At 72.0% G+C, this 15,950-nt stretch carries 13 protein-coding genes and 1 pseudogene; 7 read left to right on the forward strand and 7 right to left on the reverse strand.

The window, feature by feature from the left end; all coding sequences use genetic code 11:
* Positions 1-2: 2 nt before the first annotated feature.
* A complete protein-coding gene (locus tag OHS18_RS01025; RefSeq protein ID WP_328615541.1) occupies positions 3-1,472 on the forward strand; it encodes a dihydroorotase in 1,470 nt (489 codons plus the stop codon).
* Positions 1,473-1,495: 23 nt separating this feature from the next.
* On the opposite strand, the gene OHS18_RS01030 is transcribed toward OHS18_RS01025, so the two are convergent.
* The 3 genes and pseudogenes from OHS18_RS01030 to OHS18_RS01040 all read right to left on the reverse strand — a co-directional run bounded on the left by OHS18_RS01030 (position 1,496) and on the right by OHS18_RS01040 (position 3,035).
* The gene (locus OHS18_RS01030; RefSeq protein WP_328615542.1) at positions 1,496-2,311 is read right to left on the reverse strand and encodes an IclR family transcriptional regulator; all 816 of its coding nucleotides are present in this window, start codon (positions 2,309-2,311) and stop codon (positions 1,496-1,498) included.
* Between the two features lie 186 nt (positions 2,312-2,497).
* Positions 2,498-2,581, reverse strand: a pseudogene (locus OHS18_RS01035) (UDP-N-acetylglucosamine acyltransferase); the annotation flags it as partial.
* 1 nt (position 2,582) lies between these two features.
* Positions 2,583-3,035 (reverse strand): MarR family winged helix-turn-helix transcriptional regulator, encoded by a 453-nt coding sequence (locus OHS18_RS01040; protein ID WP_328457056.1) that lies wholly within the window; start codon positions 3,033-3,035, stop codon positions 2,583-2,585.
* Between the two features lie 90 nt (positions 3,036-3,125).
* Here OHS18_RS01040 and OHS18_RS01045 point away from each other — a divergent pair, with 90 nt between their 5' ends.
* The 5 genes from OHS18_RS01045 to OHS18_RS01065 all read left to right on the forward strand — a co-directional run bounded on the left by OHS18_RS01045 (position 3,126) and on the right by OHS18_RS01065 (position 12,113).
* Complete coding sequence (locus tag OHS18_RS01045) at positions 3,126-3,995, forward strand: alpha/beta fold hydrolase (protein WP_328615543.1); 870 nt, start codon at positions 3,126-3,128, stop codon at positions 3,993-3,995.
* 66 nt (positions 3,996-4,061) lie between these two features.
* Complete coding sequence (locus tag OHS18_RS01050; RefSeq protein WP_328615544.1) at positions 4,062-5,531, forward strand: hypothetical protein; 1,470 nt, start codon at positions 4,062-4,064, stop codon at positions 5,529-5,531.
* Positions 5,528-6,601 carry a hypothetical protein gene (locus OHS18_RS01055; RefSeq protein ID WP_328615545.1) on the forward strand — a complete coding sequence of 358 codons (1,074 nt, stop codon included), beginning with the start codon at positions 5,528-5,530 and terminating at the stop codon, positions 6,599-6,601. Before OHS18_RS01050 ends, OHS18_RS01055 begins: the two co-directional genes overlap by 4 nt.
* A 27-nt stretch (positions 6,602-6,628) precedes the next feature.
* Positions 6,629-7,228 (forward strand): TetR/AcrR family transcriptional regulator, encoded by a 600-nt coding sequence (locus OHS18_RS01060; protein WP_328615546.1) that lies wholly within the window; start codon positions 6,629-6,631, stop codon positions 7,226-7,228.
* Positions 7,229-7,577: 349 nt separating this feature from the next.
* Positions 7,578-12,113: an RHS repeat-associated core domain-containing protein gene (locus OHS18_RS01065; protein ID WP_328615547.1), complete on the forward strand. Its 4,536-nt coding sequence runs from the start codon at positions 7,578-7,580 to the stop codon at positions 12,111-12,113.
* 51 nt (positions 12,114-12,164) lie between these two features.
* Here the strand turns inward: OHS18_RS01065 and OHS18_RS01070 are convergent, their stop codons facing one another.
* Genes OHS18_RS01070 through OHS18_RS01085 form a run of 4 tightly spaced genes read right to left on the reverse strand, consistent with a single transcriptional unit; the run spans position 12,165 to position 15,564 of the window.
* Positions 12,165-13,283 carry an alpha/beta hydrolase family protein gene (locus OHS18_RS01070; protein ID WP_328615548.1) on the reverse strand — a complete coding sequence of 373 codons (1,119 nt, stop codon included), beginning with the start codon at positions 13,281-13,283 and terminating at the stop codon, positions 12,165-12,167.
* 21 nt (positions 13,284-13,304) lie between these two features.
* Positions 13,305-14,294, reverse strand: coding sequence for a transporter (locus OHS18_RS01075; RefSeq protein ID WP_328457041.1), 990 nt, complete (start codon positions 14,292-14,294; stop codon positions 13,305-13,307).
* A complete protein-coding gene (locus OHS18_RS01080) occupies positions 14,291-15,172 on the reverse strand; it encodes an ABC transporter ATP-binding protein (protein ID WP_328615549.1) in 882 nt (293 codons plus the stop codon). The genes OHS18_RS01075 and OHS18_RS01080 overlap by 4 nt, the downstream gene beginning before the upstream one ends.
* Entirely contained in the window at positions 15,169-15,564 is a 396-nt protein-coding gene (locus OHS18_RS01085) for a GntR family transcriptional regulator (protein WP_328457037.1), read from the reverse strand. The genes OHS18_RS01080 and OHS18_RS01085 overlap by 4 nt, the downstream gene beginning before the upstream one ends.
* A 161-nt stretch (positions 15,565-15,725) precedes the next feature.
* On the opposite strand from OHS18_RS01085, the gene OHS18_RS01090 reads away from it, so the two are divergent.
* A complete protein-coding gene (locus tag OHS18_RS01090; protein WP_328457036.1) occupies positions 15,726-15,863 on the forward strand; it encodes a hypothetical protein in 138 nt (45 codons plus the stop codon).
* Positions 15,864-15,950 lie beyond the last annotated feature (87 nt).

Raw genomic sequence — 15,950 nt, forward strand, 5'->3', positions numbered from 1 at the left:
AAATGGCAACGACGGAACTGCTCGTGAAGAACGTCCGGGTCGTGCGGCCCGACGACGCCGACGGGGCCGAGCCGGAACTGCTGGACATCGCCGTGAACGACGGCACCATCACGCGGGTCGCCCCGGACCTGCCCGCCGACGACGCCGCCCAGGTCGTCGACGGCCGCGGGCTGCTGGCCTTCCCCGGTGTCGTCGACGCGCACCAGCACTGGGGCATCTACAACGAGCTGGCCACCGACACCCGCACCGAGAGCCGCGCCAGCGCGCAGGGCGGCGTCACGACGTCGCTGACGTACATGCGCACCGGCCAGTACTACCTGAACAAGGGCGGCAGCTACCGCGACTTCTTCCCCGAGGTGCTCAGCGCGTCCGAGGGCAACGCCTACGTCGACTACGCCTTCCACCTCGCGCCGATGAGCTCGCAGCACATCGCCGAGATCCCTTACCTGGTCGAGGAATTCGGCGTCACGTCGTTCAAGATCTTCATGTTCTACGGCAGCCACGGCCTGCACGGGCGTTCGACCAGCCAGAGCGACTTCCTGATGATCCCGCCGGACGAGCGCTACGACATCGCGCACTTCGAGTTCGTGATGCGCGGGGTCCAGCAGGCGCGCGAGGTCCTGACCGAGTACGCGCCGCACCTGTCGCTCTCGCTGCACTGCGAGACGGCGGAAATCATGACGGCGTACACAAAACTGGTCGAGCAGGACGGTTCGCTGTCGGGCCTGCGGGCCTACAGCGCGTCGCGGCCGCCGCACTCCGAAGGCCTCGCCGTCACCATCGCGTCCTACCTGGCGCACGAGACCGGGCTGCCCAACATCAACCTGCTGCACCTGTCGTCGGAAAAGGCGCTGTCGGCCGCGCTGACGATGGGGAAGGCGTTCCCGCACATCGACTTCCGGCGCGAGGTGACGATCGGGCACCTGCTGGCCGACGTCGACACCGCGTCCGGCATCGGCGGCAAGGTCAACCCGCCGCTGCGCGAGCGCGACGACGTCGAGGCGCTGTGGCGGCACGTGCTCGCCGGCGACGTCGACTGGGTGGTCAGCGACCACGCGTGCTGCCGCGACGAGCTGAAGTTCGGTTCGGATCGCGACGACGTCTTCCTGGCGAAGTCCGGTTTCGGCGGTGCCGAGTACCTGCTGCCCGGCCTGGTCGGCGAAGGCACCAAGCGCGGGCTGTCGCTGCAGCGGATCGCGCAGCTGACGTCGCAGAACCCGGCCCGGCGCTACGGCCTGCTCAGGAAGGGCACGATCGCCGAGGGCTTCGACGCCGACTTCGCGCTGGTCGACCCGGACGTCCGCTGGACCGTGCGCGCGTCGGAGTCGGAGTCGACGCAGGAGTACACGCCGTTCGAGGGGTTCGACATGACCGCGAAGGTGACCGACACGTTCGTGCGTGGCCACCACGTGTTCGCCGACGGCAAGATCGCCGGCGACCCGGTGGGCCGCTACCTCAAGCGCGGCAGGTGATCGGGGGCGGCCGGTGGGTTTCCCTACCGGCCGCCCGGCTCCCGCAGCCAGGCCCAGCTCTGCCGGATCTCCGCCGCGGCTTCGCGCACGAGGTCGCGGTAGCGGCTCACGGCGTCGGGGGTGAAACGGTACTGCGGGCCGCAGATGCTGATCGAGCCGTGGACCTCACCGTCCGGCCCGAACAGGGGAGCGGCGACCGAGCCGGCGCCGGGCTGGCGTTCGCCGAGCGATACGGCGACGCCGTCCCGGGCCACCTCGGCGAGGGCTTCGCGCAGCTGCTCGGCGGTGGTGATCGTGTGCTCGGTCAACGCGGGGAGTTCGTGGTGCAGCAGGGCTTCCCGGCGGTCCTCGGGCAGGGACGCGAGGATCACCTTGCCGGAGGACCCGGCGTGCAGCGGGAACCGGCGGCCCAGCTCCACGGTCATCTTGATCTCGCGCGGGCTCTCGAACTGGTCGAGGTACACGCGTTCGTCGCCGACCAGCCCGGACAGCGTGGTCGTCTCCCCGGTCTGCTCGCGCAGCCGCCGCAGGACGGGCGTGGCGGCGACGCGGGCGTCGAACCGGCGCAGGGCGCTCGCCCCGAGGGCGACGGCCGCGGGCCCGAGCCGGTAGCCGGCGACGCCGGGATCGGTGGCCAGCATCTCGCGCGAGACGAGCGACTGCAGGATCCGGTAGACGACGGCCTTGGACAGGTCCAGCTCGCGGCTGATCGCGCTGACACCCAGGTACCGGGGGCCGCCGGTGAAGAGCAGCAGCACGTCGGCCACCCGCGCGGCGGCCTCGGTCCCGGTGTTGTCCGCCGCGGCGGGCTTGCGTCCGGCGGTACTGTTGACGGCCAAGCTCGTGGTCCTCGAATTCCGGATCGTTTCGCTGACAGGAACGATTTCGACCGGATGGTAGCACTTTCGGACGTGACCCGACGTTCGTTCCGGTCAGCGATACAACTTCGACGACTCGAGTCGAGCGGCGCCCTCGACTCGGCTCTGTGTGCTCGGCGGAGCGTTCTGGTCATTGCCGGCGCATCGCCGGGCCGGGTTGCCGAGGGTGATGGTGAACGCGCCCACCTCGCGGCGGACCGCGGCGCCCGTCCCGGCCATCGCGCCGGGGCCGCTACTCGGGTGCGTCGACGACCGGGGTCGTCCCCGCGGTGAGGCGGGTCAGGTGCGCTTCGAGGGTCGCCAGCTGGGCCGGGCCGATCTCGGCCGCCCAGCGGTCGCGGACGTGGTCCAGCAGGGTGCCGCCGATGCGCATCAGCTCGTGGCCGTGCGGGGTGACCCGCAGGCGTTTGCGGCGGGCGTCGGCCGGGTCGGCTTCGCGCTCGACGTAACCCAGGTCCTCGAGGATGGCGATCCGCTGCGCCGCCGCCTGTTTGGTGACCGACAGCCGCCGGGCCAGTTCCGAGGCGGTGTCGGCGCCCGTGTCGACCGCGCGCAGCGCGAACTCGACGGCGGGGCGGACCCTCGGGTGCCCGTGGTCGGCCAGCTCGATCGAGACGTCGTCCACCATCGACCGGAACCCGCGCAGCAGCAGGAGCGCCAGCTCGGCACCCGAGGATCGCTCCATGGGCAAAGCATAGACAGCCGACGTTATGGACAAGGGGCTTGTCTATCTGTAGGTTAGACAAGTAACTTGTCCAACCGATGAAGGAGTCTCATGGATCTCCCCGGCGTCGAGCACCACCGCGTGCGCGTCAACGGCACCGAACTGCACTACGCCGCCGCGGGCGCGACCGGTTCGCCCGTCCTGCTCGTGCACGGCTTTCCCGAGTCCTGGTGGGTCTTCCACAAGCTGATCCCGCTGCTCGCCGCGCACCATCGGGTCATCGCCGTGGACCTGCGCGGGTTCGGCGACTCCGCCGTCGCGGGTGACGACCACGACAGCGTCACCGCCGCGAACGACCTGGGTGCCCTGGTCGTGGAGCTGGGCCTCGGTCCCGTCCACCTGACCGGCCAGGACGTCAGCGGTGGCACGACGTTCCGGCTCGCCGCCACGCGTCCGGAGCTGGTGCGCAGCTACGCGGCCATCGAGACCGGCCTGCCCGGGTTCGGCGTCGAGGCGCTGGCCGACGTCACCCGCGGCGGTGCCTGGCACATCGGCGTGCTCGTCGCGCCGGGGATCCCCGAGCTGCTGCTGGCCGGGCGCGAGCGGGCATTCCTCGCCGAGTACGCCATTCCGGCGCTCAACGCCACGCCGGAGGCGTTCACCGACGCCGACATCGACGAGCTCGCCCGCACGTACGCCCGGCCCGGCGCGTTCCGGGGCGCGAGCGGTCTTTACCGGTCGATGCTCCGCGAAGGCGACGAGATCCGTGAACTGGCGAAAGAGAAGCTCGAGATCCCGGTGCTCGCGGTCAGCGGACGCTCGGGCGAGTTCTTGTCGTCGACGATGCGGCAGGTCGCGGCGGACGTGACGGCCGTGGCGTTCGAGGGCGCCGGGCACTACGTGGCCATGGCGGCACCCGGGCGGCTCGCGGACGCGATGCTGCGCTTCTACCGCGACGTCGAGGGTTTGCCGGTCCCTTGACACACGCCTCGCGTCATTCATACATTCGATGTCCGTTTGTATGAATGACGCTGGGAGTTGATCCGCATGCGGCTCGGCAAGACCGCCGTCGTCCTCGGTGGCAGCGCCGCCGGTCTGTGCAGCGCCGGGGCGCTCGCCCCGTACTTCGACCAGGTCCTGGTGCTGGAACGCGACGAACTGCCGGCCGAGGCGGAGCACCGCCGCGGCGTGCCGCAGAGCAAGCACCCGCACTTCCTGCTCAATTCGGGCCGCCGCGCGATCGGGGCGCTGTTCCCCGGCTTCGAGGACGACCTCGTCGCCGCCGGGGGACTGCACCTGATGCCGTCCCTGGACGCCGCCTACCTCGACGGCGAGGGCTGGTCGGCGCGCAAGCGCAGCGCGATGACGATGATCTACAGCTCGCGGATCCTCATCGAGCGCGTGCTGCGCGACAAGGTGCGCGGCCTGGCGAACGTCGTCATCCGCGAAGGCGCCGCGGTGCGTGGCCTGACCAGCCGCGACGGCGCGATCACCGGCGTCACCTTCACCACGTCCGGCGGCGAGGAGCGCCTCGCCGCCGACTTCGTGGTCGACGCGCTCGGCCGCGGCTCGTCGGTCGGCGCCTGGCTGGTGGCGGCGGGCTGGCCCGAGGCCGAGGTGCGGACGCTCGACGCCAAGGTCACCTACACCTCACGCTGGTACGACCTGCCCGCGCCGGCCGAGCGGCCCGCGTCCTGGTGGTGGCGGCACCTGGTGATCATGCCGACCCCGGACCGCGGCGCGCACCCGGCCGAACACGACTACCTGGTCAACTTCTTCCCGATCGAAGGCGACCGCGTCATCGCCTGCATGGGCTCGTGGGGCCTCGAGATGCCGCGCACGACCGACGCGTTCGCCGAGACGGCCCGCCGCGTGCGGACGCCGTTGTTCGCCGCCGCGATGGACCGCTGCGCGCCCACTTCGGAGGTGCACCTGACCCGCTCGACGGGCAACAAGTGGCGTCGTTACGACCGCCTGCCCGCGCCGCCGAAGGGGCTGGTGTCCGTCGGCGACTCGATCTGCGCGTTCAACCCGTTCTACGCCCAGGGCATCAGCTCCGCGGCGGGCTCGGCGTTGCTGCTGCGCGAACACCTTTCCCGCGCCCGGGAGCTCGACGCCGGGTTCGTGACGCGGTTCCTGGCCGCGCAACGCAAGCTGCTCGCCGTGCCGTGGTCCCTGGCGATGGCCCGGGACCAGGGCTACGCGTGTGCCGTGGGCACGGAGAAGCCGCCGGAGTGGCGACGCCGGCTCGTCGCGGCGTTGTCCGCGCCGGCGTTCAGCCTCATCGTCGGGGCCGCCCGCGAGTACGAGGTCGTCGACGAGCACTTCGCCAAGGTGTTCAACCTCGACGAGTCGCTGGGGGAGATGCTGCGGAACCCGCGGGTGCTCGCGGGCCTCGCGCGCTACCGCCTGCGCGCGGCGCTGGGGCGGCACCGGGTGCCCTTCGGCTTCGATCCCCAGGCCGAGCCGCCGGCGACGGACTACTCGCCGGCCGCGGCGCCGGCCGGCGCCCGGTGAGCGACGGCTGCGGGCCGGACGCGGAGGCCGTCACGCGCGGCCTCGGCTTCGACTGCCACGACGTCTCGCCGGTGGTCTCGGTCCGCCTCCCCTGGGACCTGGCCGATCCGACGATGCCGCTGCTGGAGGTGCTCGTCGTCGGCGGCTCGGTGTTCGCGCTGGTGCACGCGCTGCGTCGGCACCGCGCCGGTGACCCGGTCAACCTGGCGCTGTGGTGGGCTTCGCTGGTCTACCTCTTCGTGACGGAACCGCCGCTGTACTTCCCGGAGTGGTTCGGCCTCGACAAGGTGTACGGCTTCATCTTCGCCCACAACCTGTTCACCGTGCAGTTCATGGGGGACCGGCTGCCGCTCTACATCATCGCGTTCTACCCGGTGATCAGCCAGCTCGCCTACGAGCTCGTGCGGACGCTCGGGGTCTTCCGGCGCCGGGGCCCGCTGCTCGCGTCGGTGGCCGTCGCGTTCGTGTGCCAGGTGTTCTACGAGGTCTTCGACCAGCTCGGCCCGCAGCTGAAGTGGTGGGCGTGGAACCCGGGCAACAACCTCGTCGACCACCCCGCGCTGGCGGCGGTGCCGATGACGAGCATGCTGCTGTTCGCCTCGGTTTCGATGGGCGGCCTGACGTATCTCGTCGTGCGGCTGGCCGGCGGCGGCCCGCGACGCGGGTGGCCGCTGGTGTGGCGCGTTCTCGTGGCGGGGGCGCTCACGCCGTTGACGATGGCGCTCGGCGGGCTCCCGTCGAGCCTCTTCACCGGGAACATCCCGGCGCAGGCCTGGGTCCTCGGTGTCGAGCTGGCTCTGCTGTGGGCGGCCGGCGCCTGGATTCTTTCGGTCCGGCGAGGGGATCCCGAGCCGCTGTCCGCTTTCGTGCGGATCTATCCCGCCGTCTACCTGGGCGGTTTGGCCGTGTGCTGGATCCGTGCCCTGCCGGCGTACTTCGCCGCGGCCGACGGCGTCACCCGCGACGGCACGCCGATCGGGAGCGGCCTCTACGCGCTCGCCTGCTTCGCCGCGGCGGCGGTCCTGCTGCCGGCCGTGCTCCGGCGCGCCCGGCGACCTGCTCCCGTCTGAGCCGGCCGGCTCGGGGAAGATGGGCGCATGGGGTACCACGGCTGGCGGGGCAACCCGCCCGGCACCGAGGACGAGGCGCGCCGCCGGATCGTCGAAGCGGCGACGGCGTGCCTCGACCGGGCCGGGCTCGCCAAGACCAGCCTCTCCGACGTCGCCGCCGAGGCCGGGGTGACGCGGCAGACCGTCTACCGGTACTTCCCGGGCCTGAAGGACATCCTCCGCGCCGTGGGCCTGGCCGGCGTCGAGGAGTTCGCCGGGCGGATGGAACGGCACCTGGCTTCGTTCGGCACGGCCGCCGAAGCCGCCGTGGAATCGGTGGTGTTCGCGGTCCGGACGGTCCCGCACGAGCCCTACCTCGGCCTGCTCCTGCAGGCGGGCGAAGGCGAGTACTTCACCGCCGGCGTCACATCCGAACCGGCCTTCTCGGCCGGTGCGCGGATCCTGCGCAACGTCCCGGTCGACTGGGCGGCCGCCGGCGTCGAATCCGACGACGACCTCCAGGGGCTGGCCGAGATCCTGATGCGGCTGTTCCTGTCGTTCCTGCAGTACCCGTCGGCGTCCGCGCCCACGGACGACGAGCTGCGGGCGCTCGTCCGCCGCTGGCTCGGCCCGGCACTGCGCGGGTAGCGCCGTCCGACGCCGGAACGGGTGGTCGCGGCCGCCGGGGGCCCGGCGTGGGGCGCCCGGCCGGACCGCTGGATCCGCCGACGATCTTGGTCGCGCGGGCGGAGCCGGCAGGCCGTGCGAAGTCTCGGCCTCTGGCGGCGGCAGGCGCTACGCCCCCACGCGAGGTCGGGTGCGGCCGGAAAGTACCCGCGCGAGTGCGTGCCGTCAGCGAAAAGGTCGAACGGGCAATGATCGCGCCCGTCCGGCACCGGTTCACCCGGACGTGTTCGAACGCCTTGGCGGCTTCCGGTACCGTGCTCGGGTCACCCGGAGCCGGGCACCCCGCTGGAAGCGCAAGGATGGTTGTGTAGTGGCGAATCCGCTGGTCGCGGAGACCAAAGACTCTACAAAGGCGTACTCGGGCGTGTCGCTGCTGGAGTCGGCGGCCGATCTGAAGTCCGCGATCGAGTCGGGTGACTGGGCTTCGGTCGCGATGGGCGCGGTCGGTACCGCGCTGGACGCGTTGTCGATGGCGATGGACCCGTTCGGGGCGGTCCTCGCGGCCGGGGTCGGCTGGTTGATGGAGCACGTCGGTCCGCTCAAGGAAGCCCTCAACGGGCTCACGGGCAACGCCGACGAAATCGCCGCGCAGTCGGAGACCTGGAAGAACATCGCGACGGAGCTGGGGAGCATCGGCGAGGACCTGACCGGGATGGTCAAGGCCGACACCGTGTCCTGGACCGGCCCGGCCGGGGACAGTTACCGCCAGCGCGCCGACGACACCGTCACGTTGCTGAACACCGCGCAGAAGGGCTGTGAAGGCGCTTCCAGCGGCGTGAAGACCGCCGGTGAAGTCGTCGCCGCGGTACGCGCCCTGGTCCGCGACATCATCGCCGAGCTGATCGGGCACCTGATCAGCTGGGCACTCCAGGTCGTGTTCACCCTCGGCATCGGCCTGACCTGGGTGGTCCCGCAGGTGATCGGCGCCGTGGCGAAAACGGCGTCCAAGATCGCGGATCTGGTCAAGCGGCTGGTGACGGCGTTGAAGGCGCTGGTGCCGTTGCTCAAGCGCGCGGGTGACCTGTTCTCGGACGCGGCGAAGGCGCTGCGGAACATCAAACCCGGCAAGGCCGCTCCCCCGCCGAAGAGCATCGACATCAAGGGCAACCCGAAGGGTCTGGACGGGCCGAAGGGCAAGGGCGGGCCGGACGCGCCGCCACCGAAGACCGACCCGCCGCCCAAGGGCGGGGACTCCACCAGCCCCTCCGGGGACAAGGGCGACGGCACCTCGACCTCCGGGGCCAAGGGTGGCGGCCCCGACGCGCCGCCGAAGTCGGACCCGCCCCCGGCGTCCAAGGGACCCGACGACACCCCGTCGTCCAACGGCGGCACCACACCCTCCGGTGGTGGCAAGGGCCCGGACGGCGGACCGAAGGGCGACGGCGGCAAGCCGAAGGACGGCGGGCTGTCCAAGGACAACAACGCCCCCAAGGAGAACTCGACCCCGATCGACTGCCGCCCGGGCAGCGGTGACCCGATCGACATGACGACCGGGCGGATGATGCTCGCCCAGACCGACGTCGAGATCGACGGCGTGCTGGCGCTCGTGCTGGACCGCAGCCACTTCTCCGGCTACCGCAGCGGTGTCCACTTCGGACGGTCCTGGGCGTCGACCGCCGACCAGCGCCTGGAGTTCGGCGCGGACCGCGTCGACTTCGCCGCCGAAGACGGCACCCTGCTGATCTTCCCCGTGCCGGGCGCCGACGGCGTCACCCCGGTGGAGGGCCCGCGGTGGCCGCTGCGGCGGCTCGGCGACGAGTACCTCCTGGCCCAGCCCGACCGCGGCCGCACCCTGCACTTCGCCACCGGCGGCGCGGTCCGCTGGCTGAGCGCGATCTCCGACGCCGACGCCAACCGGATCGACTTCGATCGCGACGAGCACGGCGTACTGCGCGAGGTCCGGCACTCGGCCGGGCACCGGATCGCCGTCACCACCGTCGACGGCCGCGTCACCGAGTTCGCCTCGGCCGGCGTGACGCTCGCCCGCTTCACCTACGACGACCGGGCGCACCTGGTCGAGGTCGTCAACTCCTCCGGGCGGCCGTACCGGTTCGCCTACGACGAAAGCGACCGCATCACCGGCTGGCAGGACCGCAACGGCTGGGGTTACGGCTTCACCTACGACGAGCTCGACCGCTGCGTGCGCGGCACCGGCCCGCGCGGGTTCCTCAGCTACACCTTCGCCTACGACAAGGAAAACCGCGTCAACCGCGCGACCGACTCGCTCGGGCACACCACCACCTACGAGCTCAACGAGGAGTTCCAGCTCGTCCGCGAGACCGACCCGCTCGGCGGCGTCACGGCCTACGAGTGGGACCGCCACGACCGCCTGCTCGCCTACACCGACGCGCTGGGCCGCGTCACCCGCTACGGCTACGACGAACAGGGCCTGCGCACCTCGGAAACCCTGCCGGACGGGAGCGTCCGCGGCGTCCGCTACGACGGGCGCGGCCGCCCCGCCGCCACGGTCGAACCCGGCGGCGCGACCTGGACGTACGCCTACGACGCCGGCGGCCGGCTCGTCGCGGCCACCGACCCGGCGGGCGGGGTCCGCCGCTACGGCTACGGCCCGCGCGGCGCGCTCACGACGTTCACCGACGAGGAAGGCCGGCGCACCGGCGTCGAGTGCGACGCGCTCGGCAAGCCGCTGACGGTCCTCGACCCGGCCGGCGGCCGCACGGCCTACGCCTACGACCCGCTGGGCCGCGTCGTGTCGATCACCGACCCGGCCGGGCACACGACGAACCTCGCCTGGACGGTCGAGGGCGAGCTGTGGAAACGCGTCGCGCCGGACGGGTCCGTGGAGCGCTTCACCTACGACGGCGAGATCAACGCGGTCGAGCGGACCGACGCCGCGGGCGCGGTGACCCGGACCGACTTCGGCCCGTTCGACCTGCCCGTGTGCGAGATCGCCCCGGACGGCAGCCGGACCCGGTTCGCCTACGACACCGAACTGCGCCTCGTCTCGGTCACCAACGCGAGCGGCGCCCAGTGGCGGATCGACTACGACGCCGCCGGGCGCGTGGTCGGGGAGACGGACTTCGACGGCCGGGTCGTCACCTACGTGCGGGACGCGGCCGGGCAGCTGCTCGAGAGCAGCAAGGGCGGCGAACCCACCACCTACACCTGGGACGCGCTGGGCCGGCTGACCGGCAAGCGGCACGGCGACGACGTCACCACCTACGCCTACGACGCCGCCGGGCGGCTGGTGCGCGCGGTGACCGCCGACGCCGACCTCACCCTGACCTACGACGCGCTCGGCCGGGTCGTGGCCGAGACCTGCAACGGGCGGGAAGTCCGGTCCGCCTACGACCGCAGCGGCCTGCGGACCGCCCGCCGCACCGCGTCGGGCGTCGAAAGCACCTGGACCTACGACGCGGCGAGCGCGCCGACCGGGCTGGTCACGGCCGGCCGGTCGATCCGGTTCGCCTACGACGCCGCCGGCCGGGAGATCGGCCGCGTCTTCGGCCGGACGACGCTGTTCCAGGCGTGGGACGCCAACGACCGGCTGGTCGAACAGGTCCTCACGGCCGAGGGCGGCCACCCGCTGCAGCGGCGCGCCTACGAGCACCGGGCGGACGACGTGCTCGCCGGCGTCGACGACCTGCTCGCCGGGCGCACCGACTTCGACCTCGACCGGCTGGGCCGGATCACCGGCCTGCGCCGGCCCGGCGGCGCCGAGCGCTACGCCTACGACCAGGCCGGCAATGTCACCGCGGCGGAGTGGGGCGCGCACCCCGCGGGCGGCGTCCGCGAGTACGCCGGCACCCTGCTGCAGCGGGCCGGCGAGGTGGGCTACCGGTACGACGAGCACGGCCGCCTGACCTGGCGGCAGCAGCCCGGCACCGAGGCCGGCTGGACGTTCGGCTGGAACGGGGACGACCGGCTCGTCCAGGTGCGGACGCCGGACGGGCGGGTCTGGCGCTACGCCTACGACGCGCTGGGCCGCCGGGTCGCCAAGCGCCTGCTCGACCCGGCCGGCGAGACGGTCGCCGACGAGACCGTCTTCGTCTGGGACGGCGTGCTGCCGGCCGAGGAGATCGTCACGACCGCGGGTGTGCCGTCCCGGACCACGACGTGGGACTGGGAGCAGGACCGGCCGGTGCCGGTCAGCGTGCTGGACCGCCGGCACGGCACGGACGGCGCGCTCGACGAGCGGTTCCACGCCGTCGTCGCCGACCTCGTCGGCGGCCCGGCCGAGCTGGTGGACGAGGCCGGGCAGCTCGCCTGGCACTCGACGCAGTCGCTGTGGGGGGTCGGGACCGCGGGCGCGTCGCCGACCCCGCTGCGGTTCCCCGGCCAGTACTTCGACGCCGAGACGGGCCTGCACTACAACGTGAACCGGTACTACGAGCCGGAGACCGGGCGCTACATCAGCCCGGACCCGATCGGGCTGGGCGGTGGCACCAACCCGCACGCCTACGTGCGCAACCCGACCGGCTGGCTCGACCCGGTCGGCCTCAAGGGCGGGAAGTGCAAGGGCGGCAAGGCGAACAACCCGGTGCTGGCCAACAACCGGCCGGGCCAGCCGGTGTTCCACGGCAACGCCAACGTCCCGGTCACCGAGATCAGCGACAAGAAGTTCGTCGGCATCCTGGAGAACCTCGCCAACGGGCGCGGGGAGGGCTCACGCCGGGCGAAGGAACTCCTCAAGCAGATGCAGGAAGGCCGCGGCTGGCAGCAGACGGCCGGCATCCACCAGGGCGGCCTGGGCGGCGCGGCCGGTGGCGCCGACCCCCGCCCGCACATCACGGTGAACGTCGGCGGCCGCGGTTACCACGTGCACGTCGGCAGTTCGAACGGCGGCCTGTTCGCCCAGGACATCACGCCGAACCCCATCCGCTGACGGAGACGGGCCGGCCCCGGCCCCCAGGCCCGGGGCCGGCCCTCGCTCCCGTCAGCGGATGAAGCTCACCTCCGGGTAGGCGGGCGACGGCGCGGCCAGCAGGGGCTGGGTCCGGCAGCGCAGGTGCTGCTCGAAGAACGCCCCGGCGTAGGCCCGCGTGATCGCCAGCGCGCGGGTCCCCTCGATCGACGCGCCGATGTCGACGCCCAGCTGGTCGGCCAGCACGCCGAGGTCGGTGAACGAGCTGTGCACCGTGCCCGACACCATGAGCCAGCGCTTCCAGCCGGTCAGGTGCGGCCAGTCGGTTTCCCAGTCGTCGTACGGGTTCGGCGTGCCCGGGGTGTAGTTGTCCATGCTGCCCAGGAACAGGAACGGCCGGGAGAGCCCGGACGCGGGCAACGGGACGTGGGTCGAGCCGTCGATGTCGATCCCGGCCCGGATGCGCGGGTCGGCGAGCATCGCCTGCAGGGTGTTCGCGCCGCCCGCGGAGTGCCCGGCCATGCCGACCCGCTGCGGGTCGACGAGCGCGCTGCCGCGCCACTTCGGGTGCGGGCCGATCAGCTCGTCCAGCACGAACGACGTGTCGGCCGCCCGCGTCCCCGCCACCTTTTCCCAGATCCCCGGCTGGTCGTCGACCTCGCAGGCGGCGCAGCCGGTGACGTGGCCGTCGGGGAAGGTGGTGGCGCGGTTCTCATAGGTGTGGTCGATGACGGTCACGACGTAGCCGTGGCTCGCCAGGTCCTCGGCCAGGCCGCTGAGCACGGCGCGGGGCTGGGTCCAGCCCGGTGACAGCACGACCATCGGCAGGCTGTGGCGCCGGCCGGCCGCCGGCGCGTCGACGACGGCGTTGGTCCGCACGGTGCTCAGGGCGTCCAGCGACAGGCCGGGAATGCCCTCGCGTTCGAGGTTACGTTCGGACTCCAGCGGCGTCATGTACGGCTTGGTCGGCCCGTGCGCCGAGGTCGCCGGGTAGAAGACGGAGACCATCAGCTCCCGGTAGGGCACCGACGGCACCCAGGGATCCGGCCGTGAAGTGTCCACAAGCGACAGTGAGGTGACACCGACCGGTCGGGACCCGGTCGGTCCGGGCAGGTGCGGTGTCGTGCTCGCCGCGGCGGGTGTCGCGGACAACGCGAGGCCCAGAGCGGTGGCGACAACGAGTGTGCGCATGGTTCCCCCAGTGGGATCGGATCAGGACAGGTGGCGGATGCGCCGGAAGCTGAACCAGGTGAGCAACGCGGACAGGGCGAGGAGCAACGCGAGTTCGAGCCACTGCAGCGGCCAGAACCGGGAACCCGGCTGGTAGGTCAGGCGCTGGTGGTAGCCGTGCGTGTCCAGCTGCGTCATGCAGGCGTCGACGCCGCGGGGGTCCGGCGGGCCGCCCTTGCCTCCCGGCCTCGGCATGCAGTTCTGCACGAAGTCGGGCAGGGGCGTGACGACGTTCCCGGCCGGGTCCACCGTTTCGTCGGCCAGCAGCCAGACGCCGGCCGGGGTTTTCACCCCGATCTCCTCGACCACCCCGTCGCCGTTCCCGGAGATGTTCGTGATGTCCGAGTCCGCGATCGAGACGTCCTGCTGCACCGCGGGCAGCAGGTACGGGCGCACGTACAACGGGACCGCGATCAGCACGGCGGCGAGCACGACGAGGGTGACGGCCATGGCCGCCACGGTCCGCCGCAGCACCATCCCGACGGCGACGCCGAGCACGAGCGCGAAGACCGCGTATCCGATCGGGACGATGCCGCGCGCGGCGAACACCACCGGCGAGATGCGGGACAGCGTTTCACCGTCGGTCTGCGTGCTCGCGAGCGCGTCGATCGGGGACGCCCACCACGTGACCGCCAGGCTCAGCAGCCCGGCCGCCACCATCGCGGCCGGCACGCCGACCACGAGCTTGGTCGTGAGCCACCGCTTGCGGGTGATCGTCTGGTTCCAGACCAGGTTGTGCGTGCCGTGCTCCAGCTCGCGCGTGATCATCGGCGCGCCCCAGAAGAGGCCGATGGCCGCGGGCAGCAGGTACAGCGCGAGGATCGTGCCGCCGAACAGCGTGTCCTGGTCCGAGAAGTTCGTGCGGCCCACCAGGTCCGGGCCGGTGATCGCGAGGATCACGGCGATCAGGAGCAGCGCGGCGAACACCGCCAGCGCGGGGACGCGGATCTGGCGCCAGGCCAACCAGGTCATCGGAGCACCTCCAGGGCGGGACGAGCGGCGGCCGGGTTGCTCATGTACTCGAGGACGAGGTCCTCCAGGCTGAGGTGCCCGACCGTCCACACGGGATCGAGAATGGGCGCTTCGGTGCGGACGAGCACCGTGGTCTGGCGGTCGGTGTGCGTCGCGGAGACGACGTGCTGGTCCGCGGGCAGGGTGCCGACGTCGCGCAGCGGCCCGGACAGGCGGTGGTGCGTGGCGAGCAGCTCGTCGACGTCACCCATCACCCGGACCTGGGACGCCACCAGCACGACGAGGTGGTCGCAGACCCGTTCCAGGTCGTTGACCAGGTGCGAGGACATCACGACGGACAGCCCGTCCTCCGCGACCGCCTCCATCAGGACCTGCAGGAACTCCCGGCGCGCCAACGGGTCGAGCGCGGCGACCGGCTCGTCGAGCAGCAGCAGTTCGGGACGCTTCGCGAGGCCGAGGGTGAGGGCCAGCTGGGCGCGCTGGCCGCCGGACAGCTTGCCCGCGGGCTGTTTCGGGTCCAGCCCGAGCCGTTCGATCCGCTTCGTCGCGAGTGCGGCGTCCCAGCGCGGGTTGAGGTGGGCGCCGAACCGCAGGTGCTCGTCGATGGTCAGACCCGGGTAGACGGGTGTGTTCTGGGCGACGTACCCGACCTTGGCCAGCTGGTCCGGCCCGCTGCCGGGCACCCCGCCGCACACCTCGATCGTGCCGGTGGTCGGTTCGAGCATGCCGGAGGCGATGTTCAGCAGGGTCGACTTGCCGGCGCCGTTGGGGCCGACGAGCCCGGTGACGTGGCCGGCTTCGATCTCGAGCGTGCAGCCGGTCAACGCCCACTCGCGCTTGTACTTCTTGCCCAGTCCCTGGGCGCGCAGGACGGTCACGCTATGTCCTCTCTTGCGGAGTCGCGAAACGTGGACATCAACAGGGCCTCGATGCTCTCTTCGTCGAGACCGGCCTTGCGGGCCTGGGAAAGCCAGCGGTTGAGGTCGCGGCGCAACGGCCCGATCGCCGCGAACGACACGCCGTTGCCGAGCGTCCCCGTCACGAACGTCCCGACGCCGGGCCGGGCCGAGACGAGGCCGTCGTGCTCCAGCTCGCGGTAGGCCTTCAGCACCGTGTTGGGGTTGATCGCGAGGTCCGCGACCACGTCCTTGACCTTCGGGAGCTGGTCTCCCTCGCTCAGCAGGCCCAGCCGCAGCGCGTGCCGCACCTGCTGGACCAGCTGCTGGTACGGCGACAGGCCCGACCGGGCGTCCAGGTGGAATTCGATCATCGGCAACTCCATTTAACTAGGTGACTAGCACTATAGCTAAACAGGAGACGCCGGCGCCAGTGCCCCCGTGTCTCATAGTGAGACCCGGGCGCTACGGTGCTCTGTGTTGTGATCGGAAGATCTTGCCGCGCAACGAAACGGGGTGCCGGATGCCGGACGTCATGAACGGGTCTCGCCTGGCCGGGGCGGCGGACGACGTGCCGCAGGCCGAGGACGAGACGCACCTGGTGTGCCTGGAACGCGCACGGCGTGCGCTGGCCCCGGCCGGCTGGCGGATCGACGACGTCACGGAGGAGTGAGGCCTGACCGCGGACCGGCGGTGCACCTCGGCACCGGAACCCTCATCACCACGCACGAGAAGGTGACCCGACGCGGTTCGGGAGCCG

This window comes from Amycolatopsis sp. NBC_00355, from assembly GCF_036104975.1.
In the GTDB taxonomy this organism is placed as follows: domain Bacteria; phylum Actinomycetota; class Actinomycetes; order Mycobacteriales; family Pseudonocardiaceae; genus Amycolatopsis.

What these genes read in the sequence shown, in the direction of transcription:
- OHS18_RS01025 (WP_328615541.1), top strand. Translation starts at nt 3, where the DNA reads ATGGCAACGACGGAACTGCTCGTGAAGAACGTCCGGGTCGTGCGGCCC.
- OHS18_RS01040 (WP_328457056.1), bottom strand. Translation starts at nt 3,035, where the DNA reads ATGGAGCGATCCTCGGGTGCCGAGCTGGCGCTCCTGCTGCTGCGCGGG.
- OHS18_RS01045 (WP_328615543.1), top strand. Translation starts at nt 3,126, where the DNA reads ATGGATCTCCCCGGCGTCGAGCACCACCGCGTGCGCGTCAACGGCACC.
- OHS18_RS01050 (WP_328615544.1), top strand. Translation starts at nt 4,062, where the DNA reads ATGCGGCTCGGCAAGACCGCCGTCGTCCTCGGTGGCAGCGCCGCCGGT.
- OHS18_RS01060 (WP_328615546.1), top strand. Translation starts at nt 6,629, where the DNA reads ATGGGGTACCACGGCTGGCGGGGCAACCCGCCCGGCACCGAGGACGAG.
- OHS18_RS01070 (WP_328615548.1), bottom strand. Translation starts at nt 13,283, where the DNA reads ATGCGCACACTCGTTGTCGCCACCGCTCTGGGCCTCGCGTTGTCCGCG.
- OHS18_RS01075 (WP_328457041.1), bottom strand. Translation starts at nt 14,294, where the DNA reads ATGACCTGGTTGGCCTGGCGCCAGATCCGCGTCCCCGCGCTGGCGGTG.
- OHS18_RS01085 (WP_328457037.1), bottom strand. Translation starts at nt 15,564, where the DNA reads ATGATCGAATTCCACCTGGACGCCCGGTCGGGCCTGTCGCCGTACCAG.
- OHS18_RS01090 (WP_328457036.1), top strand. Translation starts at nt 15,726, where the DNA reads ATGAACGGGTCTCGCCTGGCCGGGGCGGCGGACGACGTGCCGCAGGCC.